We start from the raw sequence: 26,041 nt of genomic DNA on the forward strand, positions 1-26,041 counted from the left end.
ATTATGAAACTATTAAAAGTATATATATCTGCATTTTGCATGTGTTCACTTTCTGTGTTGCTGAATTCATGCGACGATTTCCTGAAAGAAGAACCATTGGATATGAAGTCATCTGACCAGTTCTGGAAGACGAAAGCTGATGCGGAGTCGGGTGTGAACGCATTGTATTTCGGTGGTGTACCTTATTTACACAACACTGATGTAGGCGGTGGCTGGACTCCTAAAGCGACAATGTGGGGTGGTATTGTGTCCGGATTGTACGTTGATAAGCGTAAGGATAGAACATTTACTACGGCATCCGAAGGGTGTAATTTCAATATTGAATCTTTTGATGATATTGCAATGAAATACTGGCATGAGTTTTATAAAGGTATTTCACGTGCCAACTTTGTTATTGCCAATATTCCGACAATGACCGGTGTGCTGGATGAAGCTACTATTAATAATTATGTGGCTCAAGGTAAATTCTTCCGTGCATACGGATATTTTTGGCTAGTCAAAGAATTTGGTGGTGTTCCTTATATTTCAGAACCTTACACTTCTACAGAAGGTATGTACAAAGAACGACTTTCTGCCGAAGAGATCTATAAGAAGATTGAAGCCGACTTGCTGGATATTGTCAATGGAGATGCATTGCCTAATAAGACGTTCTATGAAAATGGCTGTTATGTTACCAGGGCAATGGCGCAGACTTTGCTGGCACAGGTTTATCTGCAATGGGCAGGTGCACCGTTAAATGGTGGAGCAGACTATTATAGTAAAGCTGCACAGATGGCTTTGAAAGTGATCAATGACAGTCCTCACGAACTTATTCATCCAAATGGAACGACTGATGATTTGAGCTCGGCATATAATGTAATCAAGACTACGAAAAGTTCTGCAGAAATCATTTATGCTAAAGAATATAATTATAGTGATTATAGTGTAGGTAACTCTTATGCTTGTCGTTCTATTGGTACAGATGCTTTCCAATGGGGAGTGTTCCATCCGGGAGGAGACGTGCTGTATAATGCATACCTTCCCTGTGATATGTTGCTTAACAGCTATGCCTCTAATGATATTCGAGGACATGAGAAACAGTTCTTCTTTAAGGAATATACCGATGCTGCAGGAAAGACTTATACTTTGAACAATGCAGGCAACTGGGCGTGGTTTGATGAAAATGCTTTGATTAGCGGTCACGACGGTGATTATAATATGCCGGTATTCCGTTTTGCGGAAGTCTTGCTGATTGCGGCCGAAGGTCTGGCACGTACAAATCATGAAGATAATGCTGTCGGTGGAGCTAAATATTATCTCAATCAAGTGCGTAAACGTGCTGGATTGGCAGATGAGACGGCTACAGGAAATGATTTAATACAATCGATTTTGACTGAACGTTTACATGAGTTACCGTTGGAATTTAAGATTTGGGACGACATTCGCCGTACTCGTTTGTATCCGGAAGCATCTACAGAATCAGGAAAATTGAAATGGACTGCTCTTGCATCGGCTCAAATCCAAAACAAGCCAGATGGAAGCACAAGAGTCGGTGCCATTCCTGAATATGCTTTGTTATGGCCTATCCCGTTAGATGAAATTCAGGCTAATCCTGCGTTGGAAGGACATCAGAACCCAGGATGGAATTAATTAGGTAATAATAAATATTTGTTTCTGATAGAATTGGAGAGAGGGTAAAGGCTAATTATCCTCTCTCTATTGCTTAAACGGTTAGTCTTTCGGTTGTACTCTCATTGTATACACATAAATATTATGTTTTGATTCTCAGTTATTTAACTTGTACTCTCGTTGACACTCGTTTCCTTTGGTTGACTATACTGCTATTTTTTCTTATTTTGGCGTATCAGAGGACTGATAATTGCTGAAAGATGCTTTAATTTGTAACATAAATAAAAAAGACTTGATAATCTAGTATTAATAGTTTAATTCGTAGACCATGAACAAAAAGAAACTACTATCTTTCGCAATAGCCCTGCTATTGGGAGTTTCCTCTACCTTTGCACAAAAGCAACCGGTAGACTATGTGAATCCTTTAATGGGGACTGATTCGAAAATCTCACTATCCAATGGAAATACATATCCCGCCATTGCGTTGCCTTGGGGAATGAATTTTTGGATGCCACAAACCGGAAAGATGGGTGACGGTTGGGCTTACACTTATGCATCCGACAAAATCAGAGGTTTCAAGCAAACCCATCAGCCCAGTCCGTGGATCAATGACTACGGTCAGTTTTCAATCATGCCGATGACTAAACAGTTGAAGATTGATCAGGACAGTCGTGCTTCCTGGTTCTCTCACAAAGCAGAGAAAGCCACTCCTTACTATTATAGTGTTTATTTGTCGGAATATGATATGACAACTGAAATAGCTCCGACAGAACGTTGTGCATATTTCCGTTTCACTTTCCCTGAAACCTCCGATGCCTATGTGGTAATAGATGCTTTCGATCGTGGTTCGTATGTGAAGGTGATTCCCGAAGAAAATAAAATAATCGGTTATACGACACGCAATAGTGGCGGTGTTCCTCAAAACTTTAAGAATTACTTTGTGATAGAGTTCGACAAGCCTTTTACTTTCAATAAAGTATGGGCAGACTATCATTTGGTTGAAACACATCTCGAACTGCAATCCAATCACGTGGGTGCTGCTATCGGATTTTCGACGAAAAAAGGAGAACAAGTGCATGCAAAAGTGGCATCCTCATTCATCAGCCCCGAACAGGCGGAACTGAACTTGAAGGAAATTGGTAATAAGACCTTTGAACAGACAAAAGAGGCCGGTCGTAAGGCATGGAACAATGTCTTGGGGCGTATCAAGGTTGAAGACAGCGATGAGAACCGTATGCGTACGTTCTACTCTTGCTTGTATCGTTCGGTGTTGTTTCCCCGTATGTTTTACGAGGTAAACGGTAAGGGGGAGACTATACATTACAGTCCCTATAATGGTGAAATCCGTCTGGGATATATGTTTACCGACACTGGATTCTGGGATACTTTCCGTTGCTTGTTTCCATTTGTTAATTTGATATATCCTTCAATGGGTGAGAAGATGCAGGAAGGCCTGTTGAATACCTATCTTGAAAGTGGATTCTTTCCAGAATGGGCCAGCCCGGGCCATCGTGGTTGTATGGTTGGGAACAATTCAGCTTCTGTAGTGGCGGATGCCTTCATGAAGAATGTGACCAAAGTGGATGCAGAAAAAATGTACGAAGGCCTACTGAAAGGGGCCAATAGCGTACATCCGAAAGTTTCTACTACCGGACGCCGTGGATATGAATATTATAACAAACTGGGCTATGTGCCATACGATGTGAAAATTAATGAGAATGCGGCACGCACATTGGAATATGCATACGATGACTGGTGCATTTACCGTATGGGTGAAAAATTAGGTCGTCCGGCAGAAGAACTGGATGTTTATAAGAAAAGGAGTCAGAACTACCGTAATCTGTTCGATCCGGAAACTAAGTTGATGCGGGGAAAAAATTCCGACGGAACTTTCCAGACTCCTTTCAATCCTTTTAAATGGGGAGATGCCTTTACGGAAGGAAATAGTTGGCATTATACATGGTCGGTATTCCACGATGTACAAGGACTGGTTGATCTGATGGGCGGCAAGAAGATGTTTGTCAGTATGCTTGATTCGGTGTTCAATCTTCCTCCTGTATTTGATGATAGCTATTATGGAGGAGTGATTCACGAGATTCGTGAAATGGAAATTGCTAACATGGGTAACTATGCACATGGCAACCAACCTATCCAGCACATGATCTACTTGTATAACTATGCCGGCGAACCGTGGAAAGCCCAATATTGGTTGCGTGAGACGATGAACCGCCTCTATCTTCCTACTCCGGACGGTTATTGTGGAGATGAAGATAATGGACAGACTTCGGCTTGGTATGTATTTACTGCATTGGGTTTCTATCCGGTATGTCCGGGCAGCAATGAATATGTGATGGGAGCTCCTTACTTTAAGAAAGCAACGATTACACTGGAGAACGGCAAGAAATTGGAAATCTCCGCCCCGAAGAATAACGATGATAATCGTTATATTCGTTCATTGAACTATAATGGCAAGAATTATACAAAGAATTATCTGAACCATTTCGATCTGTTGAAAGGCGGTCGTCTGGTGTTTGATATGGATAACAAACCGAATAAGGGAAGAGGTATCAACGAATCAGACTTCCCGTATTCATTCTCTCGTGACGTAAAGTAAGCTGATATGAATAATTTGAGAAAGAAAGTATTGATGATGACTATGGCGGCAGCAACTTTGTCCGCCATAGCCCAACAGCCGGTAGACTATGTGAATCCGATTATCGGGACCAATGGGATGGGGCACACTTTTCCCGGTGCTTGCACTCCTTTCGGATGGGTACAGTTGAGTCCGGACACAGACACAATTCCGCATAATGTAAATGGAGCTTATCAGAAAAATGCCTACGAGTATTGTGCCGGTTACCAATATAGGGACAAGACCATTGTTGGCTTCAGTCACACTCATCTTAGTGGTACGGGACATTCTGACTTGGGAGACATCTTGTTGATGCCTGCTGTTGGCGATGTGAAGTTAAATCCCGGTCGGGCGGATTATCCGGAAGAGGGATACCGTTCACGTTTTGACCATGCTACAGAAAAAGCTGTTCCCGGATATTATGAAGTGATACTGGACGATTATGGCATTAAGGCCCAACTGACAGCAACACAACGGACGGGTATACATAAATATACCTTCCCGAAAGGAAAAGATGGTCATTTGATTTTGGATCTGGTGCATGGTATTTATAATTATGACGGCAAAGTTCTATGGGCCAATTTGAGAGTCGAAAACGATACTCTGTTGACCGGATATCGTATCACCAATGGATGGGCGCGTACGAATTATACCTATTTTGCTATCTCTTTGTCACAGCCGATTAAAGACTACGGATATAAGGATAAGGAAAAAGTATTGTACAATGGCTTTTGGCGTCGTTTTAAGTTGGAAAAGAACTTCCCCGAAATCACAGGTCGAAAAATCGTGGCTTACTTTAACTTCGATACCGCTAACAATTCGGAACTGGTTGTAAAAGTGGCATTGTCGGCAGTCAGTACGGAAGGGGCCATTAAGAATCTGCATGCCGAGGCTTCCGGAAAGAGTTTCGAACAGTTGACGGAAGCTGCTCGTACAGATTGGAATAGTGAACTGAAACATTTCGAGATCGAAGGTACGCCCGATCAGAAAGCAATGTTCTATACTTCTCTTTACCACACCATGATTAATCCGTCTGTGTATATGGATGTAGACGGTTCCTATCGTGGGCTGGATCATAACATACACCGGGCGGAAGGATTCACCAACTATACTATATTTTCCCTTTGGGATACCTATCGTGCGGAACATCCTTTCCTGAATCTGGTGAAACCGGGACGCAATGCGGATATGGTGGAATCCATGATTAAACATGAGCAACAAAGCGTGCACGGAATGTTGCCGATATGGAGTCTGATGGGAAATGAAAACTGGTGTATGAGCGGTTATCATGCTGTGTCTGTACTGGCGGATGCAATAACCAAAGGCGTCTTTTCGAATGTGGATGAGGCATTGGCGGCAATGGTCAGTACATCCACCGTTCCGTATTATGAAGGTATAGCTGATTATATGAAGCTGGGATATATTCCGCTTGACAAAAGTGGTACAGCAGCTTCTACTACGCTGGAATATGCATATGATGACTGGACCATTTATCAGACAGCCTTGAAAGCCGGTAACAAGGAAATAGCGGACACTTACCGCAAGCGTGCCCTCAACTACCGTAACATTTACGATACGAGCATCGGCTTTGCACGTCCCCGTTATAGTGACGGTTCTTTCAAGAAAGAGTTTGATGTATTACAAACCTATGGTGAAGGTTTTATTGAAGGCAATTCATGGAATTTCTCTTTTCATGTGCCACACGATGTATTTGGCATGATCGACTTGATGGGAGGAGAAGGGACGTTCGTGCAGAAATTGGATGAACTGTTCTCCATGCATCTGCCGGAGAAGTACTATGAACATAATGAGGATATTACGGAAGAATGTTTGGTCGGCGGATATGTGCATGGGAATGAACCGAGCCACCATGTTCCTTATCTATATGCGTGGACTTCCCAGCCGTGGAAATCACAGTACTGGCTACGTGAGATTCTGAATAAGATGTATAAGAATGATATTAACGGATTGGGTGGAAATGATGATTGCGGACAGATGTCAGCATGGTACCTTTTCTCCGTGATGGGCTTCTATCCGGTTTGTCCTGGTACAGACCAGTATGTATTGGGAGCTCCCTACCTACCTTATCTGAAGATGACGCTTCCTAATGGAAAGACATTGGAGATCAAAGCGCCGGGTGTCAGCGATAAGAAACGTTACGTGCAGTCGCTGAAATTGAACGGCAAAGTATACGACAAGATGTATATTACACATGAAGACCTTTTGAAAGGAGGCGTGCTTGAATTCAAGATGGGTGCGTCACCTAACAAACGCCGCGGATTATCACCGGAGGATAAACCTTATTCATTAACTAACGGAATCAATCAATAATCAATAAAGAAATATGAAAAAGATACATTTAATCTATGCTGCTTGCCTGCTGGTAGGTATGGGGGCTTGTGCTGCAAGTGTGCAAAAGCAGGTGAAGGATAATTTTGATGTATGGAAAGAGTACAATACAGGTGCTATATTGTTTGAGGATAAAGCACCGGAAACGTTGGGATCGGACATTTATCACCGGATTATTCCCGATGCTGAATCGTACATCAAGGAACAGGCACGTACTGTATTAGCTACCCTTTATAATTCTCCGGAAGATAGTATTCCCGCAGTGCACAAGATACATTATACTTTGGAAGATATCAACGGTATTTCTGCTAAAGGCGGTGGCAATGGTGATGTGACGATTTTCTACAGTACACGTCATATTGAAAAATCTTTTGCAGCGAATGATACGGCAAAGTTGTTTTTCGAAACGCGCGGGGTATTGTTGCATGAACTGACACATGCTTATCAGCTGGAACCACAGGGGATTGGTTCTTATGGGACTAACCGTGTGTTCTGGGCATTTATTGAAGGTATGGCAGATGCTGTACGTGTGGCAAACGGTGGCTTCGATGGTCCTAATGCCCGTCCGAAAGGCGGGAACTATATGGACGGTTATCGTACAGCCGGTTATTTCTTTGTCTGGTTGCGTGATAACAAAGATCCTGAATTCCTGCGTAAGTTCAATCGCAGTACGTTGGAGGTGGTGCCTTGGTCGTTCGATGGTGCTATCAAACATATTTTAGGGAAAGAATATAATATTGATGAACTGTGGCACGAATATCAAGTTGCAGTAGGAGATATACAAGCACAATAAGAATAAATATGGCTAGTAGATTGGGTAAAAAGAGATTGTTTTTGGTTTGGTCGTGTCTGGTGAGTATTTTGCCGGGCATGGCTCAAACCGAGAAACTGATTGATTATGTGAATCCATTTGTGGGAACAGATGGTTATGGTAATGTGTATCCGGGTGCGCAGATTCCTTTCGGAGGAATTCAGATGAGTCCGGACACGGATAGTAAATACTATGATGCGGCTTCCGGTTATAAATATAATCATTCCACCTTGTTGGGATTCAGCCTGACTCATTTAAGCGGGACTGGTATACCTGATTTGGGAGACTTCTTGTTTATTCCCGGAACAGGCGAGATGAAACTGGATCCGGGAACACGTGAGGAGCCGGAAAAAGGATACCGTTCACGTTATTCTCATGAAAAGGAATGGGCATCACCTAATTATTATGCGGTGGAACTGTCTGATTATGGAGTAAAAGCTGAAATGACGTCAGGGGTGCGTAGCGGTATGTTCCGCTTCACCTATCCTCAATCGGATAAAGCTTTTATAATGATCGATATGAACCATACTTTATGGCAATCTTGTGAATGGGCGAATCTGCGCATGGAAAATGATTCTACCATCACCGGATATAAACTGGTGAAAGGCTGGGGACCGGAACGGCATATCTATTTCACGGCTACTTTCTCTAAAAAGTTGACCGGCTTGCGCTTTATGCAGAATAAGAAGCCGGTGATTTACAATACTTCCCGGTTTCGTAGCAGCTATGAGGCTTGGGGAAAGAATCTGATGGCTTGTATCTCTTTTGATACAAAAGCCGGAGAGGAAGTGATTGTAAAAACTGCTATTTCATCGGTCAGCACAAACGGAGCAAAGAACAATATGGCGGAACTTGCCGGACTCGCTTTCGATGATCTGAAAGCTAAAGGAGAAGCACTATGGGAAAAAGAACTTGGAAAATATACCCTTACTGCCGACCGTAAAACGAAAAGAACCTTCTATACGTCGGCTTACCATGCGGCTTTGCATCCGTTCATCTTTCAGGATGCAGACGGGCAGTTTCGAGGATTAGATAAAAATATAGAAAAAGCCGAAGGATTTACCAACTATACGGTATTCTCTCTTTGGGATACCTACCGGGCTTTGCATCCTTGGTTCAATCTGGTTCAACAGGAAGTGAATGCCGATATTGCCAATTCCATGCTGGCTCATTATGATAAAAGTGTGGAGAAAATGCTTCCTATCTGGTCGTTTTATGGAAATGAGACTTGGTGTATGATTGGTTATCATGCCGTTTCCGTATTGGCTGACATGATTGTGAAGGGAGTGAAAGGGTTCGATTACGAACGTGCGTATGAGGCTATGAAGACCACGGCGATGAATCCGAATTATGACTGTTTGCCGGAATATCGTATGATGGGATATGTGCCTTTCGATAAAGAGGCGGAGTCAGTATCTAAAACATTGGAATATGCGTATGATGATTATTGCATGGCACAGGCTGCCAAGGCTTTGGGTAAGGAGGATGATTATCGTTATTTCTTGAATCGTGCACTCTCTTATCAGACTTTGATTGATCCGGAAACGAAATATATGCGTGGCAAGGACAGTCAGGGAAACTGGCGCACACCGTTTACTCCGGTAGCTTATCAGGGACCCGGATCTGTAAATGGATGGGGGGATATTACGGAAGGCTTTACTGTACAATATACCTGGTATGTACCACAAGATGTACAAGGATATATGAACGAAGCTGGCGCAGATTGGTTCCGCAATCGGTTGGATGAACTGTTCACGGTAGAGTTGCCGGATGACATTCCGGGAGCACATGATATTCAAGGTCGTATCGGAGCCTATTGGCATGGAAATGAACCTTGCCATCATGTAGCGTATCTTTATAATTACTTGAAAGAACCTTGGAAATGTCAGAAGTGGGTCCGTACGATTGCTGACCGTTTCTATGGCGATACTCCAGATGCATTAAGTGGCAATGACGATTGCGGACAGATGTCGGCTTGGTATATGTTCAATTGCATTGGCTTTTACCCGGTGGCTCCTTCAAGCAATATGTATAATATCGGTTCTCCTTGCGTTGAGGCAATAACAGTTCGGATGAGTAACGGAAAAGCTATTGAAATGGTAGCAGATAATTGGTCGCCGAAGAATGTGTATGTAAAGGAGTTGTATGTGAATGGCAAGAAGTATGACAAATCTTATTTGAAATATGAGGATATACGTGATGGCGTGAAACTACGTTTTGTCATGAGCAGTAAACCGAACTATAAGCGTGCGGTATCGGATGAAGCAGTAGCTCCTTCTTTGTCGTTGCCTGGAAAGACAATGAAATATCAGGCAACTTTTTCAGAGAAGAAAACGAGTGGCAATCCTGTTTTTAAAGGTTGGTATGCCGATCCCGAAGGAGTCGTGTTTGGAGATGAATATTGGATCTATCCTACGTATTCGGCACCTTATGATGAACAAACCTTTATGGATGCTTTTTCGTCTAAAGACTTGGTGAACTGGACAAAGCATCCGAAAGTCATATCAAAAGAGAATATCAGTTGGCTTCGTCGTGCTCTTTGGGCGCCAGCGGTGCTTGCGGCGAATGATAAGTATTATCTGTTTTTCGGAGCCAATGATATCCAAAATAATAATGAAGTGGGGGGAATTGGTGTCGCTACGTCAGATAATCCTGCCGGACCTTTTAAGGATGCTTTGGGCAAGCCGCTGATTGATAAGATTGTTCATGGCGCTCAACCTATCGATCAGTTTGTATTCAAGGATGATGACGGGCAATATTACATGTATTATGGTGGCTGGGGACATTGTAATATGGTGAAAATGGCTCCTGACTTGTTGAGTATTGTTCCTTTTGAGGACGGAACGATGTATAAGGAAGTCACTCCGGAAAACTATGTGGAAGGACCATTTATGTTGAAACGTAATGGAAAATATTATTTCATGTGGTCGGAAGGTGGCTGGGGACTCCCGAACTATAGTGTAGCATATTCCATTTCAGATTCCCCCTTTGGTCCGTTCAAAAGGGTTGGTAAAATCCTGGAACAGGATCTTTCGGTAGCTACCGGAGCAGGGCATCATTCGGTGATAAAAGGAGCCGGAGAAGATGAGTGGTATATTGTTTATCATCGTCGTCCGTTAGGTGAAACAGCAGCAAATAGTCGTGAAACTTGTATTGATCGAATGTATTTTGATGAAAACGGGTATATCAAACCTGTGAAAATGACTTTTGAAGGAGTATTACCCAGTCCGTTTGATCGTACGAAGTGATGTTTTTATTACATTGCCACTGTAAAACGATTAATTAATTAAATATCTAAATCATGAGAAGATATATCCTGTTAGTTGTGTGTTTGTGCTTGGTTTCACTACTTCATGCGCAGAACCGGTTAGAGTTGGTTTCTCCCAATGGAGAACTGAAAGTGTCCTTGAATCTCTCGGATAAAATCTATTATAGTATAGATTATAACGGAGATGTATTGTTGAAAGACAATTCTCTTCTGTTGGTTCTGAAAAATCAAGTGTTGGGACAGAATCCTAAGTTGCGTCGTCAGAAGCAATGGAATATCGACGAGCAATTAACTCCTATTGTTCCTTTGAAATATTCGAAAGTCAGTAATCGTTATAATCAATTGCTACTGACCTTCAAAGACTATTCAGTAGAATTCCGTGCTTTTGACGATGGAGTTGCTTACCGGTTTATTACCTCACAAAAAGGGGATGTTGAAGTAATGAACGAAGAGTGTGCTATCAACTTCCCGTCGGATTATCTTCTTCACTTGCAACAACCGGGAAGTTTCCATACAGCTTATGAGGAACCTTACACACATGTTCAAAGTAATGCGTGGAAGCCTGAAGAACGGATAGCTGTTTTGCCGGTATTGGTTGACACACAAAAAGACTATAAAATATTAATCAGCGAGTCGGATCTGGCTGATTATCCATGTATGTTTCTCAAAGGAACGGGCACGAACGGAGCAATCTCTGTTTTTCCTAAAGCTCCGCTTGCGTTTGCCGAGAATAGTGATCGTAGCGTGAAGATTACTCAAGAAGCTGATTACATCGCTAAAACAAAAGGTACGAGAAATTATCCTTGGCGTTACTTTGTGATAAGTAAAAATGATAAGCAGTTGCTTGAGAACACAATGACTTATAAACTGGCTGAAAAGAATCAACTCCAGGATGTTTCATGGATTAAGCCGGGACAGGTGAGCTGGGAATGGTGGAATGACGCTTCTCCTTACGGACCGGATGTGAATTTTGTTTCCGGTTATAACTTGGATACTTATAAGTATTACATTGATTTTGCTTCTAAATTTGGTATTCCATATATCATTATGGATGAAGGCTGGGCTAAAAGTACGCGTGATCCTTATACGCCTAATCCTAAAGTTGACTTGCACGAGTTGATTCGTTATGGCAAGGAAAAAAATGTAGGGATTGTGCTTTGGCTGACGTGGTTGACGGTAGAAAACAATTTTGATCTTTTCAAGACTTTCAAGGAATGGGGAGTAAAAGGACTTAAGATTGATTTCATGGACAGAAGTGACCAGTGGATGGTCAACTTTTACGAACGGGTAGCCCGGGAAGCAGCCAAGCATCATTTGTTTGTCGATTTTCATGGATCTTTCAAACCGGCCGGACTGGAATATAAATATCCGAATGTGTTGTCTTACGAAGGAGTGCGTGGCATGGAACAAATGGGCGGTTGCTATCCGGACAATAGTCTGTATTTGCCGTTTATGCGCAATGCTGTTGGTCCGATGGATTATACTCCCGGAGCGATGATCAGCATGCAGCCTAATGTGTATCGGTCGGAACGTCCTAATGCTGCAAGTATCGGAACACGTGCTTATCAGTTGGCACTCTTTGTGGTTTTTGAGAGTGGTTTGCAGATGTTGGCGGATAATCCTACTCTTTATTATCGTAATGAAGATTGTACCCGTTTCATCACACAAGTGCCCGTAACGTGGGACGAGACTGTGGCACTGGAAGCTAAAACAGGTGAATATGTCATTGTAGCAAAACGGAAAGGAGATAAGTGGTTTATAGGAGGAATGACTAATAATGGTAAAAAGGAACGTGAGTTTACCATAAAGTTAGATTTCTTGGATAAAGATCGCTCTTATCAAATGACCTCTTTTGAGGATGGTATCAACGCAGGACGTCAGGCGATGGATTATCGTTGCAAGTCATCCCAGGTGAAAGCCGGAGAGCAGCTAACTATAAAGATGGTTAGAAATGGCGGCTTTGTAGCTGTCATTGAGTAACAGAATATTTAATTTATAATGTTCCTCCCTCTCTTTCAAATTTAATTTTAACAGCGTCTCCCAGAGAAGATTTTTGAATTTCATTTCTCATATTCTCATTCGTTAGATGTAAATGACAGAAAACTAATAGGATAGATTATGAGAAATGATTTTTGAAACAGCATTTCTCATAGTTTCTCCGTAAAAAAGCTCGGATTTGATCCTGTTTCTCATACTTGTTGCATTCATTTCTCATAGTGTATCGGAAATAGTAATGAATCAATGAAACTATGCAATCTTCGTTTACTTCTGTTACATCTTTCATTTGTCCCATATATTGTGGGAAAGTATTCCCTCATATTATGGGAATTTATTCCCGCAAAATGTGGGAATACTTTCCCTACTAATAGGGAATCTTTTCCCTGTTAACTGGGAATACTTCTCTTGTTAATAGGGAAACTTTGCCTCACTGTACTTCTTTGGTATTAGTTGTGTACTTCCCTAATTTATAAGAAAGTCTGCTATTTGAAAAGATTATTACTTGGATAGATTATTACTTGGGCAGAGAAGGAATAAGAGAGGCTTTTTTCAGCTCTTCTTCGAAGTTGGGAGTGAAGATTCCTTTACCCAGATTTTCTTTTATTTCTTCGATCTTCCAAAATCGTCCATCGTCCAGTTCGTCGCTGGGGTGGATTTCTTCCTCATAAACGGTTTTGTGGACAAAAACAAGCTCTTTTTCACGGCTGGATTCAAAAACATAACTGGTGAGAAGCTCGGGGGTGAAGTCTGTGATGCCTAATTCTTCACGGACTTCTCTCTTTAGGGCGATTTCTACACTTTCGCCCAAATCAATATGTCCGCCCACAGCCGTATCCCATTTTCCTGGTTGAATGTCTTTCCATTCGGGACGTTTCTGTAAGTAGATGTCTCCTTGGGCATTGAATACGTGAAGGTGAACCACCGGATGAAGCAGTTTGCTACCACTGTGACATTCTCCGCGAGTGGCGGCTCCGGTGATATTTCCTTGTTCGTCTACGATAGGGAACATTTCCTGGTTATTATCGCTTGGCATAGTGTCTTTTATATTGGGTAAAATTGGGTAAAATCTTTCGGAGAGGAGAATATTTTATGGTATTAATAAAGAAGAATCTCCATAACTTAAGAACCGGAAGTCATGCGCCAGTGCATAATCATAAATAGTGCGCCAATTCCCTTTTACAAAAGCTGAAACCAAAAGCAGCAAGGTACTTTGTGGCTGATGGAAATTAGTAACCATCGCTTTCACTATTTTATAATTGTATCCTGGTGCTATGATAATCTGTGTACTGGTGTGAAGGGTTTCCAAACCATTCCTGTCGAGATATCCTAATATCTTTTGCAGCGCAACAACGGGAGGAATCTGGTCGTACTTTTCATAAGGCTGCCATTGTTTGACACGCAGTTCTTCTTCCGTAGCGTATGGATTTTCAGCCAATGTGACTCCAATGTGATACAGACTTTCTAGAGTTCGTACAGAAGTAGTCCCTACTGCAATAGCACGACCGTCGTGGTCAATCAGTTTTTTGATGGTGCTCCGGTTAACCGATATATATTCCGTGTGCATCTCGTGACCTTCGATTTCTTCACTTTTTACAGGTTTGAATGTGCCTGCTCCTACATGTAGGGTTAATTCTTCAAGATCAATCCCTTTCTCTTGAAGTGCATCCAATACTCGTGGAGTGAAATGTAATCCCGCCGTGGGCGCAGCTACCGAACCTTTAATCTTAGAATAAACAGTCTGATAGGTCTCCTTGTCACTTTCTTCTGTATCCCGGTTTAAGTAAGGAGGAATAGGAAGTTCTCCGAATACTTCAAGGATATCGGCAAACGTCACTTCCGGATTATCCCATGCAAAATCTACCCAATGGCTGGTTCCTTTACATTCTCCTCGGGTAACGGTCAGGGTAATAGGGAATCCTTTGACGGTCATTTCGCGTTTCAACCGTCCGTCTTTCCATTTCTTCAGATTGCCGATCATACAAAGCCAGGCGGCATGTGCTGTCTGTTGGAAATTCAAGACATAATCGTTTGGCTGGATCGGCTCAAGACAAAACACTTCGATCAGTGCTCCCGTCTCTTTTCGAAAATGGAGGCGTGCCTGGATGACTTTCGTATTATTGAATATCATCAGGCTGTCTTGCGGCAGATATTCCGGCAAAGAAGTGAAAACATCTTCACTGACTTCTCCACGACGGTATATTAAGAGTTTGGACTGGTCGCGGGTAGGCAACGGGAATTTTGCAATACGTTCATCCGGAAGAGGATAATTGTATTCACTGATATGGATATGTCTAGGATCTTCTTTCATTGTTTTCAAAATAAAAAGAGGTTAGAACCCATTCGGTTTCTAACCTCTTTAACCAGTCGGGGTGACTGGATTCGAACCAGCGACCACACGCCCCCCAGACGCGTACTCTAACCGGGCTGAGCTACACCCCGAATTGCGGATGCAAAGGTAGTGCTTTATTTTAAATCTACAAATAAATCGTTGTAAAATATATATATATGTCTGTTGCAAATGATTTATCTTGCTTATTATTAGTGTTATACATTCATACGGTCAAGTGCTATTTAGATAAGATTCTAAATAGCAATGAGGCAACTTCGGTGGTTGTTTTATATCCTATATAGTGCAAAATACATGCAAAAAGCCTCGTTTTATTACAATAGATAAGAAATAATTCGCTAATATTGCGAATTTTACAATTATATGTTATCTTTGTATTATCAAAGAACAAATGCATGAATGTAGAATTTGAAAAAGAGTATTTGGTAGAACTTTACGAAAAAGGAAAGACCGATGATAAGAAACATCGATTTCAGCCTCAAATAATCAATGGCTATTTGAAGTGTGTTAAGGCTCTATTGAATGCTTCCCGAATGGAAGATTTATATCAATATAGAGCTTTGAACTATGAAAAGTTGAAAGGTGATAAAAAAGGGATTTCCTCTTTGCGTATCAATGACCAATATAGGTTGGAATTTCGGGAAATTACCAATGCAGGCAATCAAACAGTTGTAGAAATATGTTCTTTGGTAGATATTACGAATCATTATAAATAGGAACTATGAGTATAACAGCGAACAATTTACAATCATTCCGTCCCTACCATCCGGGAGAACTGGTTAAGGAAGAATTGGAATGCAGAGGCATAAAACAAAAGGACTTTGCAAAGAAGTTTGGTTTGTCTTATTCCGCTTTAAATGAGACGTTAAATGCAAAACGACCAATAACCACTGAGTTTGCTTTGTTCTTAGAGGCGGCTTTAGGTATCAATGCCGATTTGCTGGTAAGAATGCAAACAGACTATAATATACAAGTGGCACGAAAGAATAATTCTTTGCTTGAAAAGTTGAATAATATAAAGAAGATAGCAGCCGTATTTTAAAGTGGATACACAAAGCGCACCTGTAAACTCTTCAATGCAACAGTGCAAACTACACCTAACAGACCGCAATAATAGGATTAATTAAGCCAAGTTTCCCGAAAACCTTATTCGTAGGATATTCGCAGGTAAAAAAATAGGGAGCTAAGTAATAACTTAACTCATTGATTTATATTGTTCTATGAAATTGTTATCGGTAATCTTATTCAATTCCACCAAACGCGTACTCTACCGGGCTGAGCTACATCCCGAATTGCGGATGCAGAAGTAGTGATGGAAGAGAAAGGGAATGAAGTCTATTTCATTCCCTTTTATTATGCGGTATATCTGATGTAGGATGGGTTAAATTCCCATACATTCGCGATAGAAGTCGAGCATTTCGAAGATAGTGTCCTTATCGGCAGTCTGATTGATGCAAATGTCTCCGATATCTTTCAGTAAGGTGAAATTGATAGTACCTGAAGTATTCTTTTTATCATGCGTCATAAAAGCATACAATTGGTCGTATTTTTTGCAGTCGAAGGTAAATACGCCATAATTCTCCTTGATAAACTGGATCGTTTGCCGCATTTTCTCTTTCGGGAAACCTACTTTGAGATGAGAAAGATACAGTTCGCACACAATTCCCCAAGCTACTGCATATCCATGTAATACAGGACGGTTCTCAGCCAGTGCCATACTTTCGAACGCATGTCCTACGGTGTGTCCCAGATTTAATGCTTTGCGGATTCCATGTTCGAGGGGATCCTGCTCTACGATGTCTTCTTTCACTTGTACCGATCGACCTACCAATTGTTTGAGAGCTGCATAATCAATACTAGAGGAATCGAATTTGAGCAATTCTGCCCAATGTGCCGTATTGCTAATCAACCCATGCTTCAACATTTCAGCATATCCGGAGAAGAAATTGTGTGTATCCAATGTACGCAGGAATTCCGTTTCAATCAATACACTGCTTGCCGGAGCGAATGCACCGATTTCATTTTTCAGTCCGTTGAAGTTGATTCCTGTCTTGCCGCCGACGGAAGCGTCCACCATAGCCAGCAGGGTGGTTGGTATGTTGATATAAGAGATGCCACGTTTGAATGTAGCTGCGGCAAAACCGCCTAGATCCGTCACCATTCCCCCGCCGAGGTTGATAAGTAAAGAGTGGCGCGTAGCTCCTTGGGTGCTTAATGCCATCCATACAGAAGCAAGTGTTTCCACCGTTTTATGTACATCCTCAGCTCCGATACAGATTTCAACGGCATCTTTCAGTAAGGTGGTTTCCTTCAGCGAAGGCAGGCAGAGATGCCGGGTATGCTCGTCTGTGAGGACGAATAATTTGTCATGCGGACATAGCTCAATGGCACGACCGAGGCTCGTTTCCAAGCTTTCGCAGAGAATAACTTCTTGTTTACTCATGATTCTTTTTGCTTTTTTACTCTGCAAATGTATGTAAAATATCTTTTTTATATTTACTTTTGTCCCATTAAAACATTCAATCATTCAATCATGAAAGCATTATTACCTGTATATTGTCGTCCTTTGGGATATGTGGTCCTGTTGATAGCTCTGTTTATACCTTTCATCCTGTTGATGCTGGGGATGGTGACCGATAATAATCTGTTATTTTATAAGGAATGCACAAAGTTGCTGATGATGGCGGGATGCTTGTTGATAATCTTTGCGTTGAGCAAAGATGAGAGCCGTGAAACGGAGCGAATCCGTAATTCGGCTGTTCGTAATGCCATTTTCCTGACTTTTCTTTTCGTCTTCGGGGGAATGTTATGGCGTGTCATACAAGGAGATGTGATTAATGTGGATACTTCCTCTTTTCTTACTTTCTTGATTTTTAATGTGCTTTGTGTGGAGTTTGGTCTGAAAAAAGCGCTTGTTGAACGATTCTTTAAAAGATAATTTTCTTTCCAATTAAACCTTTTGCGGTTCTATTTGTCAAACAGACATTGTTATTGCTACTAATATAATCGTAAATTAGGTAAATGAAGAGATTTTTTGCAGGGTTGGTGTTGATGCTATTCACCTTCTCAATTTTCGCGCAGAATAAGGTGATTACTGTTTCGGGACGTGTGGTGGAATCCGATTCAAAGGAACCCGCGGCACAGGCTACTGTCCAATTGTTGTCGTTGCCCGATAGTGCTTATGCTGCTGGTATAGCCAGTAGTAATCAAGGGTGGTTTACTCTTCCCAAAGTGAAAGCCGGGAAATACGTGTTGAAAGTTTCTTATATCGGCTTCCAGACTAAAATCGTACCGGTACAGTTGACTGTCAATGTCCCCGACAAAAAGATGGGAAACATCGAACTGCAACCAGATGCTGTCATGTTGAAAGAAGCGGTGATTACTGCCGAAGCTCCTCCTGTAACTGTAAAAGCTGATACTACAGAGTACTCTGCAGCTGCTTATCCTGTACCTGAAGGTTCAATGTTGGAAGAATTGGTAAAGAAGATTCCTGGTGCTGAAGTTAGTGATGAAGGTAAGATCACTATAAATGGAAAAGAAATTAAAAAGATTATGGTTGATGGTAAAGAATTTTTCTCGGATGACCCTAAAGTCTCAATGAAAAATTTGCCTGCTAATATGATTGAAAAAGTAAAAGCCTATGATAAGAAAAGTGATATGGCGCGTATCACAGGAATTGATGATGGTGAGGAAGAAGCCGTTTTGGATTTAACAGTGAAGAAAGGGATGAAGAAGGGATGGATTGGAAATTTGATTGCAGGCTATGGAAGTCAAGAACGATATGAAGGTGGGGTGATGGTTAGCCGTTTTAAAGATGATGCCAGTATCTCTGTAATTGGTTCTGCTAATAATACTAATAACAAAGGTTTTTCAGAATTTGGTGATGCCGGACAGGGATTAGGAGGTGGAAATGCAGGTTCTGGTATTACAACGGCACAATCTTTGGGTATTAATTTTGCTAAAGACACAAAGAAATTTCAAATTGGAGGAAATGTGCAGTATGGACATTCTGATAATGATGCCCGTCGTAAAACTTCTTCAGAAACATTCTTGGGTGAAACTTCTTCTTTTGCCCAGAGTGAAAACTATTCAAATCGTAATCGTCATGATTTTAGGGTTGATTTTCGTTTGGAATGGCGTCCTGATACATTGACTACAATAATTTTTCGTCCCAATGGTAGCTACTCACAGACGGAATCAAGTAATAGTTCCTGGTCAAAAACGGAAAATAATTTGCATAGCCCTGTTAATGAAAAGGAAGCTGCTTCTTCTTCTAAAAGTCATAATGCTTCTTTTAATGGTACTTTGATGGCCTTTCGGAGGTTGAATAATAAAGGGCGAAATTTGTATTTAGGAGCACGTTTTGGCTATAGTGATAGCGAATCAGATTCTTATTCTAATTCAAGCACTGAGTTTTTTGAGTTGGATAGTATTTCTGAAATTGCAAGATATACAGATCGTAATAGTGACAGCCGTAATTGGAGTATATCTGCTTCTTATACTGAACCTGTTTTTAAGAACCATTTCTTACAATTGCGTTATGAGTTTGCTCATCGTAAACAATTGTCACAGGCATTAGTATATGATAGCATTAATCGTTATCCATATCCTGAATACATGGAACGCGGATATGATAATGATTTAAGTACGCGTGTGGAAAATTTTTATGATACTCATACTGCGAATGTTTCTATGCGTGGCATTCATCCTAAAATGATGTATAGTGTTGGCGTTGGCTTAACTCCTCAAACATCTTTAAGCAAAACAACTATCGGTCCTAATTACAAAAAAAACTATCCTGAACAAAATGTGCTGAATTGGGCTCCTTCAATAATGTTCCGTTATATGTTTAATAAACAGCATGTGTTAATGTTCCGTTATCGTGGACGGAGTAGCACTCCTAATATTGAAGATTTACAGGAGGTGATTGATATTACTGATCCAATGAATATGAGATATGGTAATCCAAACTTAAAGCCTTCATTCAACAATAGTTTTATACTTGATTATAGAAAATTTGTACCAGAGGCTATGCGTAGTTATTCTGCTAACTTATATTATTCAAATACACTGAATTCAGTAGCTAATAAAATGACGTATGATCCTGAAACAGGTGCACGGGTTTATAAAAAGGAGAATGTTAATGGGAATTGGCAGGCGAGAGGATATTTTTCTTTTAATACTCCGTTGAAAAATAAGAAATTTACAATCTCATCTAATACAAATGCCAGATATAGTGATGCGGTAAGTTATACAAGCGTTGGAAATAATAAAAATTTAGATCAGGAGTTAAGTACTACGCATAATCTAGCTTTGGGCGAACGTTTTACGAGTAGTTACCGTAGTGAACTGTTTGATTTGTCTTTAAGCGGTTCGGTCAATTATAATTTGGTTCGAAATAGCAAGCAAGAAAATAGTAACCGCGAGACGTTTGATTATTATATAGGAGCTAATACTAATGTAAATCTTCCATGGCAGATATCTATTTCTACGGATGTAAACTGTCGGTTTAAGGATGGATACACAGGTGGATTAAATAATAATGAGGTGTTATGGAATGCCCAGATATCTAAGAATTTCTTGAAGAATAACTCTGGGACTATTCGTTTTAAAATTTATGATATCTTGAAGCAACAAACTAATTTATCCCGTTCTATTAGTGAAACAATGATGAGTGATACGGAATACAATACTTTGGGAAGTTATTTCATGGTACATTTTGTATATCGTTTTAATACTTTGGGTGGAAAAGCTGGTAATAGACATGGCTTTGGAGGAGACCCAAGAAGAGGACATGGTTTTGGTGGCGGTGGTAGACCCATGCGCTTTTAATCAATATAAAGTCTGGATGAACAGGAAGTCCTGACGGCAACGATTGATAGAGTTGTCACCAGGACTTCTTTGTTAATCCGATAATTTACTCTATATTTGTTGTTTAGTATCCGTATGAAAGGAGATTCCTATGATTGATTGGAACTATATACTCAGCCAAATAGCAACAGTGGCTTTTGATATTCTTTATTTCGGAGCCATTATCGGTACGATTGTCATTATCATTCTTGACAACCGTAATCCTGTTAAGACTATGGCATGGATACTGATATTACTCTTCCTTCCTATCGTAGGTCTTGTCTTCTATTTTTTCTTTGGTCGAAGCCAACGTCGCGAACGCATTATCGGTCAGAAGAGTTACGACCGTTTACTAAAGAAGCCGATGGCAGAATATCTGGCTCAGGATTGTTCGGAAGTCCAATATGAATATTCCCGTCTTATCCAGCTGTTTCAGCATACCAACCAAGCATTCCCTTTTGAAGGCAATCGCGTAGCTGTCTATACCGAAGGTTATACGAAATTGCAATCATTATTGCGTGAACTCCAGAAAGCGAAGCAGCATATCCATATGGAATATTACATCTTTGAGGATGACGCTATCGGACGTTTGGTAAGGGATGTATTGATAGAAAAGGCTTCTCAAGGAGTTGAAGTACGAGTGATTTACGACGATGTGGGATGCTGGCATGTCCCCAATCGTTTTTTTGAAGAAATGCGTAATGCGGGTATTGAGGTGCGTAGCTTTTTGAAAGTACGTTTTCCCCTATTTACCAGTAAGGTGAATTACCGAAACCATAGAAAAATTGTTGTTATTGACGGGTGTGTAGGCTTTGTGGGTGGAATGAATCTCGCAGAACGTTATATGCGTGGTTTCTCTTGGGGGATTTGGCGTGATACACATATCATGCTGAAAGGCAAAGCAGTGCATGGCTTACAAACAGCCTTCCTGCTCGATTGGTACTTTGTAGACCGTACGCTGATAACAGCATCCCGTTATTTCCCGAAGATTGACTCTTGTGGTAGCTCATTGGTGCAGATTGTCACCAGTGAACCTATCGGGCCTTGGAAGGAAATCATGCAGGGACTGACCGTAGCGATAACCAATGCCAAGAAGTATTTCTATATGCAGACACCCTATTTCTTGCCGACAGAGCAAATACTGGCTGCTATGCAGACTGCGGCTTTGTCTGGAGTGGATATACGTCTCATGTTGCCTGAACGTGCCGACAACAGGATTACCCATCTTGGTTCACGTTCCTATCTGGCGGACGTGATGCAGGCAGGTGTGAAGGTTTATTTCTATAAGAAAGGATTTTTGCATTCCAAACTTATGGTTTCGGACGATCTGCTTTCTACGGTCGGTTCTACCAATGTAGACTTCCGCAGTTTTGAGCATAACTTTGAAGTGAATGCTTTTATATATGATGTGAATACAGCACTCGAAATGAAAGAAATATTCCTTCAAGACCAGCGTGAGAGTACACAGATATTTTTGAAGAACTGGGTTAAACGTTCGTGGAGACAAAAGGCAGCGGAGTCTATCATACGTTTGTTAGCTCCGCTACTCTAATTCTTAATAGGGATTTAACCGGACTTATCGGAAAAGGGAGAAGTTTACACTTCCATACACTCTTCTTTCGATGAAGTGCGGATTCTCTTCGAAGTTGTTATCTTTTCCGTGTTCCAGCACAAACAATCCTCCTTCTTTGAGAAGGTTGTTTTGAAAGATAAGCTCGGGTATTGTTTCCAGTTCCTTTAACGCATAAGGCGGATCAGCAAAGATAAAATCGAACTGTTCATGGCTGCTCTTGATAAACTTGAATACATCTCCGCGTATCGGCAGACATTTGTCAGTCTGTACCTCTTTCATGATTTTGGTGATGAATGAATGGTGAGCCGATTCTTTTTCAATGCTGATGACGCGGTCGCATCCTCGGGAAACGAGTTCGATACTGATGCTTCCGGTTCCGGCAAACAGGTCAAGGGCATTCACCCCTTCTTCAAAATCAATGTAGTTATTGAGTACGTTAAACAGATTTTCCTTTGCGAAATCTGTTGTGGGACGCGCTTTGAACGTTCGTGGCACGTCAAATCTTCTTCGTTTGTATATACCGCTGATTACTCGCATGTTAATAAGGCTTGCATGTCAATATTAGTAACAGGATTCATGATGAATACCTGCAAGATAAACTTTTTCAATTCATTGAGCAGAAATTCTTTGTCCGAAAGCATTCCGGTGAGATGCAACTCATCTCGTTCCTGATTGAATTCTAAATGTTTCCATACGCACAACAGATAGTAGATACGGTCTTCCTTGTGTGTACATTCAAAGGAGTTGGCAAGAAGGAGGTGTCCTCGTTCGAAACAGTAGATATCGATTCCGTCCCGGCGTATGGAGGCATACATTTTTTTGTTGTTCCCCAATCTGCTTCTGCCGGAAAAACAATCAATGAATGCGGTAGATTGAGCGTAGAAGCGGGCTTCGGGATATTGTTCTTTCAGGAAAGTGTATGCACTTTTGTCTATACCGAAGATGACAACAAGGTTGTTTTTTTGCAGAATGTTGTAGATTACTGTTTCGTTCTCCCGTTTCTGATGGTTGTGATAAAACAAAAGTTCGGCCTGTTCCTCTTCAAACAAATCTAATGGGACAATCGTAAAACGTTTGCCTGCCATCATGATATTCATTCGTTTGTAGGGGTGGCTTAAGAAGTCCGATTCGTGGAAAACTGTTTTCAGGTTGGCAGTGAGGGATAGAGAAGATTCTATCTCTTTCTCTATGATTGACAGAGAGTCGTCGTGAATCGGGTTATAGATAGAAAAAGAAAATCCATCCGTACTAAGACGGATGGATAAAGTATATTGTTTTGATTTAGTAAAATCAATCATTATTCCCAGTTACCAGCACCATTGTTCGGAGTGTCGATAGAACCTACCATCAAACCGCAGTATCTACCCAATTTGCTCTGAACATCTTTTAAGTTAATGATTTCTTGTTTGTCAAGTCCGCCCAGATAAGTTTCGTACGGAGCTTTTACTTCGAACAGGAATACAGGAGCACCAGACTTAGCAGTATCGTTCTTAACATTCATTTCAAACTGTGCACCGCCTCCGTAAGGAATGTATCTCATAGAGTCTGCATTGAATCCTTTCGGGAAAATAGTATCCATAACGGCTACCCACATGGTATCGCGTTTGAAGTCTTCAAGGCCCCATTTCTTTACTTCGTCATATTTGCCTGTCTTCTTCGCTTTGTTGATGATAGACATAGCTTTCTTTTCTGTCAAACCGTCTTCCAGTTGCTTGTCTGTCAACTGTCCCATTTTCATAACGAACGGCAACTTTTGATTTTTAACGAAATCAATCAGTGAGTCAAATTTGTCTGTGTACATTCCGTGGTGAAGCGTGCGGTATTCCTGCTGTGCTTTACGGATGTCAATCAAACGGGCAATGACTGCTTTTTCTCTGTCTTTTTTTGCGTTTTCAAAATTGATAGGCCCCATGATACTGTTGTAGCAGATGTAAACAAGTCCAACAGCACAGAGCGCTAATACAATATTAAATACTGTTTTCATGATAAATTATGTTTTTAGTTGTTATATTCGCATCGCAAAAATAGAATAAATAAATTTAAATACGATAGTTCAAGGAACTTTTTTCTCGTACAAAAATGATAAATAACTATTTAGAAAGGCAAATTAAGGAAAATTTTCCTTATCAACCAACTTTAGAGCAGGAAATTGCTGTAAAATCTCTTTCAGAGTTTCTTCTGTCCACTTCAACGGACGAAGTTTTTATCCTCAGAGGTTACGCCGGTACAGGTAAAACATCTCTTGTAGGAGCCTTGGTGAAAACGATGGACCAGTTGCAGCAAAAATCTGTTTTGTTGGCTCCGACAGGGCGTGCGGCGAAAGTTTTTTCGGTGTACGCGGGACATTCGGCTTTTACGATTCATAAGAAAATATACAGACAACAGTCCTTCTCCAACGAGTTGAGTAATTTTTCAATCAATGACAATCTGTCTACAAATACATTGTTTATTGTCGATGAGGCTTCCATGATTTCAAATGAGGGGCTGTCTGGTAGTGTATTCGGCACAGGACGTTTGTTGGATGACTTGGTGCAATTCGTATATTCGGGACAAGGTTGCCGACTCTTGTTGATGGGAGATACGGCACAGCTTCCCCCGGTAGGAGAGGAGTTGAGTCCGGCGCTTTTTACCGATGCGTTGAAAGGCTATGGGCTTGAAGTACGTGAGGTCGATTTGACTCAGGTAGTCCGTCAAGTACAGGAGTCCGGTATTTTATGGAATGCTACACAGTTGCGGCAATTGATTATGGAAGATGAATGTTACTCTTTGCCTAAGATAAAGGTGACAGGTTTTCCCGACATAAAGGTAGTGCCGGGTACGGAATTGATTGACGAACTGAACAGTTGTTATGACCATGACGGAATGGACGAAACGATTGTAATTTGCCGTTCTAATAAACGCGCGAACCTATATAATAACGGAATACGTGCTCAGATTCTTTGGCGGGAAGATGAATTGAATACAGGAGATATGTTAATGGTTGCCAAGAACAATTATTACTGGACAGAGAAATATAAGGAAATGGACTTCATTGCCAATGGAGAAATTGCAGTCGTGCGTCGTGTTCGTAAGACACGGGAGATGTATGGTTTTCGCTTTGCGGAAGTGACTCTCAGATTTCCTGACCAGAATGATTTTGAATTGGATGCGAATCTATTATTGGATACCTTACGTTCGGACTCACCTGCATTGTCGAAAGAAGACAATGACCGATTGTTCTATACGGTACTTGAGGATTATATAGATATTCCAAACAAAAGAGACCGGATGAAAAAGATGAAAGCCGATCCACATTACAATGCTTTACAGGTGAAATATGCATACGCAATAACCTGTCATAAAGCGCAAGGCGGACAGTGGCAGAATGTATTTTTAGATCAGGGGTATATGACGGACGAGTATCTGACTCCCGATTATTTCCGGTGGTTGTATACCGCCTTCACTCGGGCGACGAAGACACTGTATTTGGTGAATTATCCGAAAGAGCAGATGGAATAGATGGTTGGGATATCAAACATGAAATCAGTTAGAGCCTGTTTAAATTCTCTTCAGTCATAATATTATAGCTCTTACCCCAGCTTTTCTTGTCGCGTCCGTCTGTAGTT

At 41.1% G+C, this 26,041-nt stretch carries 18 protein-coding genes and 1 tRNA gene; 12 read left to right on the plus strand and 7 right to left on the minus strand.

Annotated features, from left to right (window positions below; genetic code table 11):
- Positions 1-3 precede the first annotated feature (3 nt).
- From NSB03_RS08035 to NSB03_RS08065, 6 genes are all read left to right on the plus strand, one after another.
- Positions 4-1,629 (plus strand): RagB/SusD family nutrient uptake outer membrane protein, encoded by a 1,626-nt coding sequence (locus NSB03_RS08035; protein ID WP_024986863.1) that lies wholly within the window; start codon positions 4-6, stop codon positions 1,627-1,629.
- A gap of 307 nt (positions 1,630-1,936) precedes the next feature.
- Complete coding sequence (locus tag NSB03_RS08040; protein ID WP_162222678.1) at positions 1,937-4,222, plus strand: GH92 family glycosyl hydrolase; 2,286 nt, start codon at positions 1,937-1,939, stop codon at positions 4,220-4,222.
- A gap of 6 nt (positions 4,223-4,228) precedes the next feature.
- On the plus strand, positions 4,229-6,571 hold the full coding sequence (locus tag NSB03_RS08045; RefSeq protein ID WP_257466319.1) for a GH92 family glycosyl hydrolase: 2,343 nt from the start codon (positions 4,229-4,231) through the stop codon (positions 6,569-6,571).
- A 13-nt stretch (positions 6,572-6,584) separates the two neighbouring features.
- Positions 6,585-7,382, plus strand: coding sequence for a basic secretory family protein (locus NSB03_RS08050; RefSeq protein ID WP_024986864.1), 798 nt, complete (start codon positions 6,585-6,587; stop codon positions 7,380-7,382).
- An 8-nt stretch (positions 7,383-7,390) separates the two neighbouring features.
- Positions 7,391-10,648 carry a GH92 family glycosyl hydrolase gene (locus NSB03_RS08055; protein ID WP_172504317.1) on the plus strand — a complete coding sequence of 1,086 codons (3,258 nt, stop codon included), beginning with the start codon at positions 7,391-7,393 and terminating at the stop codon, positions 10,646-10,648.
- A gap of 53 nt (positions 10,649-10,701) precedes the next feature.
- Positions 10,702-12,648, plus strand: a complete 1,947-nt coding sequence (locus tag NSB03_RS08065) for a glycoside hydrolase family 97 protein (RefSeq protein ID WP_257466320.1) — start codon at positions 10,702-10,704, stop codon at positions 12,646-12,648.
- A gap of 532 nt (positions 12,649-13,180) precedes the next feature.
- On the opposite strand, the gene NSB03_RS08070 is transcribed toward NSB03_RS08065, so the two are convergent.
- From NSB03_RS08070 to NSB03_RS08080, 3 genes are all read right to left on the minus strand, one after another.
- The gene (locus tag NSB03_RS08070; RefSeq protein ID WP_024986865.1) at positions 13,181-13,699 is read right to left on the minus strand and encodes an NUDIX hydrolase; all 519 of its coding nucleotides are present in this window, start codon (positions 13,697-13,699) and stop codon (positions 13,181-13,183) included.
- 54 nt (positions 13,700-13,753) lie between these two features.
- Positions 13,754-14,974, minus strand: a complete 1,221-nt coding sequence (locus NSB03_RS08075) for an S-adenosylmethionine:tRNA ribosyltransferase-isomerase (RefSeq protein ID WP_120468896.1) — start codon at positions 14,972-14,974, stop codon at positions 13,754-13,756.
- Between the two features lie 56 nt (positions 14,975-15,030).
- A tRNA-Pro gene (locus NSB03_RS08080) sits at positions 15,031-15,105 on the minus strand.
- A 303-nt stretch (positions 15,106-15,408) separates the two neighbouring features.
- On the opposite strand from NSB03_RS08080, the gene NSB03_RS08085 reads away from it, so the two are divergent.
- Together NSB03_RS08085 and NSB03_RS08090 are read left to right on the plus strand one after the other, a co-directional pair.
- Positions 15,409-15,729 carry a type II toxin-antitoxin system RelE/ParE family toxin gene (locus NSB03_RS08085; protein WP_024986866.1) on the plus strand — a complete coding sequence of 107 codons (321 nt, stop codon included), beginning with the start codon at positions 15,409-15,411 and terminating at the stop codon, positions 15,727-15,729.
- 5 nt (positions 15,730-15,734) lie between these two features.
- Positions 15,735-16,055, plus strand: a complete 321-nt coding sequence (locus NSB03_RS08090) for a HigA family addiction module antitoxin (RefSeq protein WP_024986867.1) — start codon at positions 15,735-15,737, stop codon at positions 16,053-16,055.
- 339 nt (positions 16,056-16,394) lie between these two features.
- Here the strand turns inward: NSB03_RS08090 and aroB are convergent, their stop codons facing one another.
- A complete protein-coding gene (gene aroB / locus NSB03_RS08095) occupies positions 16,395-17,456 on the minus strand; it encodes a 3-dehydroquinate synthase (RefSeq protein WP_135038046.1) in 1,062 nt (353 codons plus the stop codon).
- 90 nt (positions 17,457-17,546) lie between these two features.
- On the opposite strand from aroB, the gene NSB03_RS08100 reads away from it, so the two are divergent.
- The 3 genes from NSB03_RS08100 to cls all read left to right on the plus strand — a co-directional run bounded on the left by NSB03_RS08100 (position 17,547) and on the right by cls (position 22,415).
- Positions 17,547-17,951, plus strand: a complete 405-nt coding sequence (locus NSB03_RS08100; RefSeq protein WP_024986868.1) for a hypothetical protein — start codon at positions 17,547-17,549, stop codon at positions 17,949-17,951.
- A gap of 83 nt (positions 17,952-18,034) precedes the next feature.
- Positions 18,035-20,845, plus strand: a complete 2,811-nt coding sequence (locus NSB03_RS08105) for a TonB-dependent receptor (protein ID WP_135038044.1) — start codon at positions 18,035-18,037, stop codon at positions 20,843-20,845.
- Between the two features lie 130 nt (positions 20,846-20,975).
- Positions 20,976-22,415: a cardiolipin synthase gene (gene cls / locus NSB03_RS08110; protein WP_024988720.1), complete on the plus strand. Its 1,440-nt coding sequence runs from the start codon at positions 20,976-20,978 to the stop codon at positions 22,413-22,415.
- Between the two features lie 24 nt (positions 22,416-22,439).
- Here cls and NSB03_RS08115 read toward each other — a convergent pair whose 3' ends face one another.
- Genes NSB03_RS08115 through NSB03_RS08125 form a run of 3 tightly spaced genes read right to left on the minus strand, consistent with a single transcriptional unit; the run spans position 22,440 to position 24,420 of the window.
- A complete protein-coding gene (locus NSB03_RS08115) occupies positions 22,440-22,973 on the minus strand; it encodes an RsmD family RNA methyltransferase (protein WP_024988721.1) in 534 nt (177 codons plus the stop codon).
- Positions 22,964-23,734 carry a DUF3822 family protein gene (locus NSB03_RS08120; RefSeq protein ID WP_024988722.1) on the minus strand — a complete coding sequence of 257 codons (771 nt, stop codon included), beginning with the start codon at positions 23,732-23,734 and terminating at the stop codon, positions 22,964-22,966. Before NSB03_RS08120 ends, NSB03_RS08115 begins: the two co-directional genes overlap by 10 nt.
- Positions 23,734-24,420, minus strand: coding sequence for a hypothetical protein (locus NSB03_RS08125; protein WP_024988723.1), 687 nt, complete (start codon positions 24,418-24,420; stop codon positions 23,734-23,736). Before NSB03_RS08125 ends, NSB03_RS08120 begins: the two co-directional genes overlap by 1 nt.
- Before the next feature lie 95 nt (positions 24,421-24,515).
- Here NSB03_RS08125 and NSB03_RS08130 point away from each other — a divergent pair, with 95 nt between their 5' ends.
- Complete coding sequence (locus NSB03_RS08130) at positions 24,516-25,934, plus strand: ATP-dependent DNA helicase (RefSeq protein ID WP_024988724.1); 1,419 nt, start codon at positions 24,516-24,518, stop codon at positions 25,932-25,934.
- Positions 25,935-26,041: the final 107 nt, after the last annotated feature.

Origin of the sequence: Bacteroides acidifaciens, assembly GCF_024623065.1 — a bacterium.
GTDB lineage: Bacteria > Bacteroidota > Bacteroidia > Bacteroidales > Bacteroidaceae > Bacteroides > Bacteroides acidifaciens.

Coding starts and splice junctions, on each gene's coding strand:
- NSB03_RS08105 (WP_135038044.1), top strand. CDS start 18,035: ATGAAGAGATTTTTTGCAGGGTTGGTGTTGATGCTATTCACCTTCTCA.
- NSB03_RS08125 (WP_024988723.1), bottom strand. CDS start 24,420: ATGAAAACAGTATTTAATATTGTATTAGCGCTCTGTGCTGTTGGACTT.
- NSB03_RS08035 (WP_024986863.1), top strand. CDS start 4: ATGAAACTATTAAAAGTATATATATCTGCATTTTGCATGTGTTCACTT.
- NSB03_RS08050 (WP_024986864.1), top strand. CDS start 6,585: ATGAAAAAGATACATTTAATCTATGCTGCTTGCCTGCTGGTAGGTATG.
- NSB03_RS08065 (WP_257466320.1), top strand. CDS start 10,702: ATGAGAAGATATATCCTGTTAGTTGTGTGTTTGTGCTTGGTTTCACTA.
- NSB03_RS08130 (WP_024988724.1), top strand. CDS start 24,516: ATGATAAATAACTATTTAGAAAGGCAAATTAAGGAAAATTTTCCTTAT.
- NSB03_RS08090 (WP_024986867.1), top strand. CDS start 15,735: ATGAGTATAACAGCGAACAATTTACAATCATTCCGTCCCTACCATCCG.
- NSB03_RS08055 (WP_172504317.1), top strand. CDS start 7,391: ATGGCTAGTAGATTGGGTAAAAAGAGATTGTTTTTGGTTTGGTCGTGT.
- NSB03_RS08070 (WP_024986865.1), bottom strand. CDS start 13,699: ATGCCAAGCGATAATAACCAGGAAATGTTCCCTATCGTAGACGAACAA.
- NSB03_RS08115 (WP_024988721.1), bottom strand. CDS start 22,973: ATGCGAGTAATCAGCGGTATATACAAACGAAGAAGATTTGACGTGCCA.
- NSB03_RS08040 (WP_162222678.1), top strand. CDS start 1,937: ATGAACAAAAAGAAACTACTATCTTTCGCAATAGCCCTGCTATTGGGA.
- cls (WP_024988720.1), top strand. CDS start 20,976: ATGATTGATTGGAACTATATACTCAGCCAAATAGCAACAGTGGCTTTT.
- NSB03_RS08075 (WP_120468896.1), bottom strand. CDS start 14,974: ATGAAAGAAGATCCTAGACATATCCATATCAGTGAATACAATTATCCT.
- NSB03_RS08045 (WP_257466319.1), top strand. CDS start 4,229: ATGAATAATTTGAGAAAGAAAGTATTGATGATGACTATGGCGGCAGCA.
- NSB03_RS08120 (WP_024988722.1), bottom strand. CDS start 23,734: ATGATTGATTTTACTAAATCAAAACAATATACTTTATCCATCCGTCTT.
- NSB03_RS08100 (WP_024986868.1), top strand. CDS start 17,547: ATGAAAGCATTATTACCTGTATATTGTCGTCCTTTGGGATATGTGGTC.
- NSB03_RS08085 (WP_024986866.1), top strand. CDS start 15,409: ATGAATGTAGAATTTGAAAAAGAGTATTTGGTAGAACTTTACGAAAAA.
- aroB (WP_135038046.1), bottom strand. CDS start 17,456: ATGAGTAAACAAGAAGTTATTCTCTGCGAAAGCTTGGAAACGAGCCTC.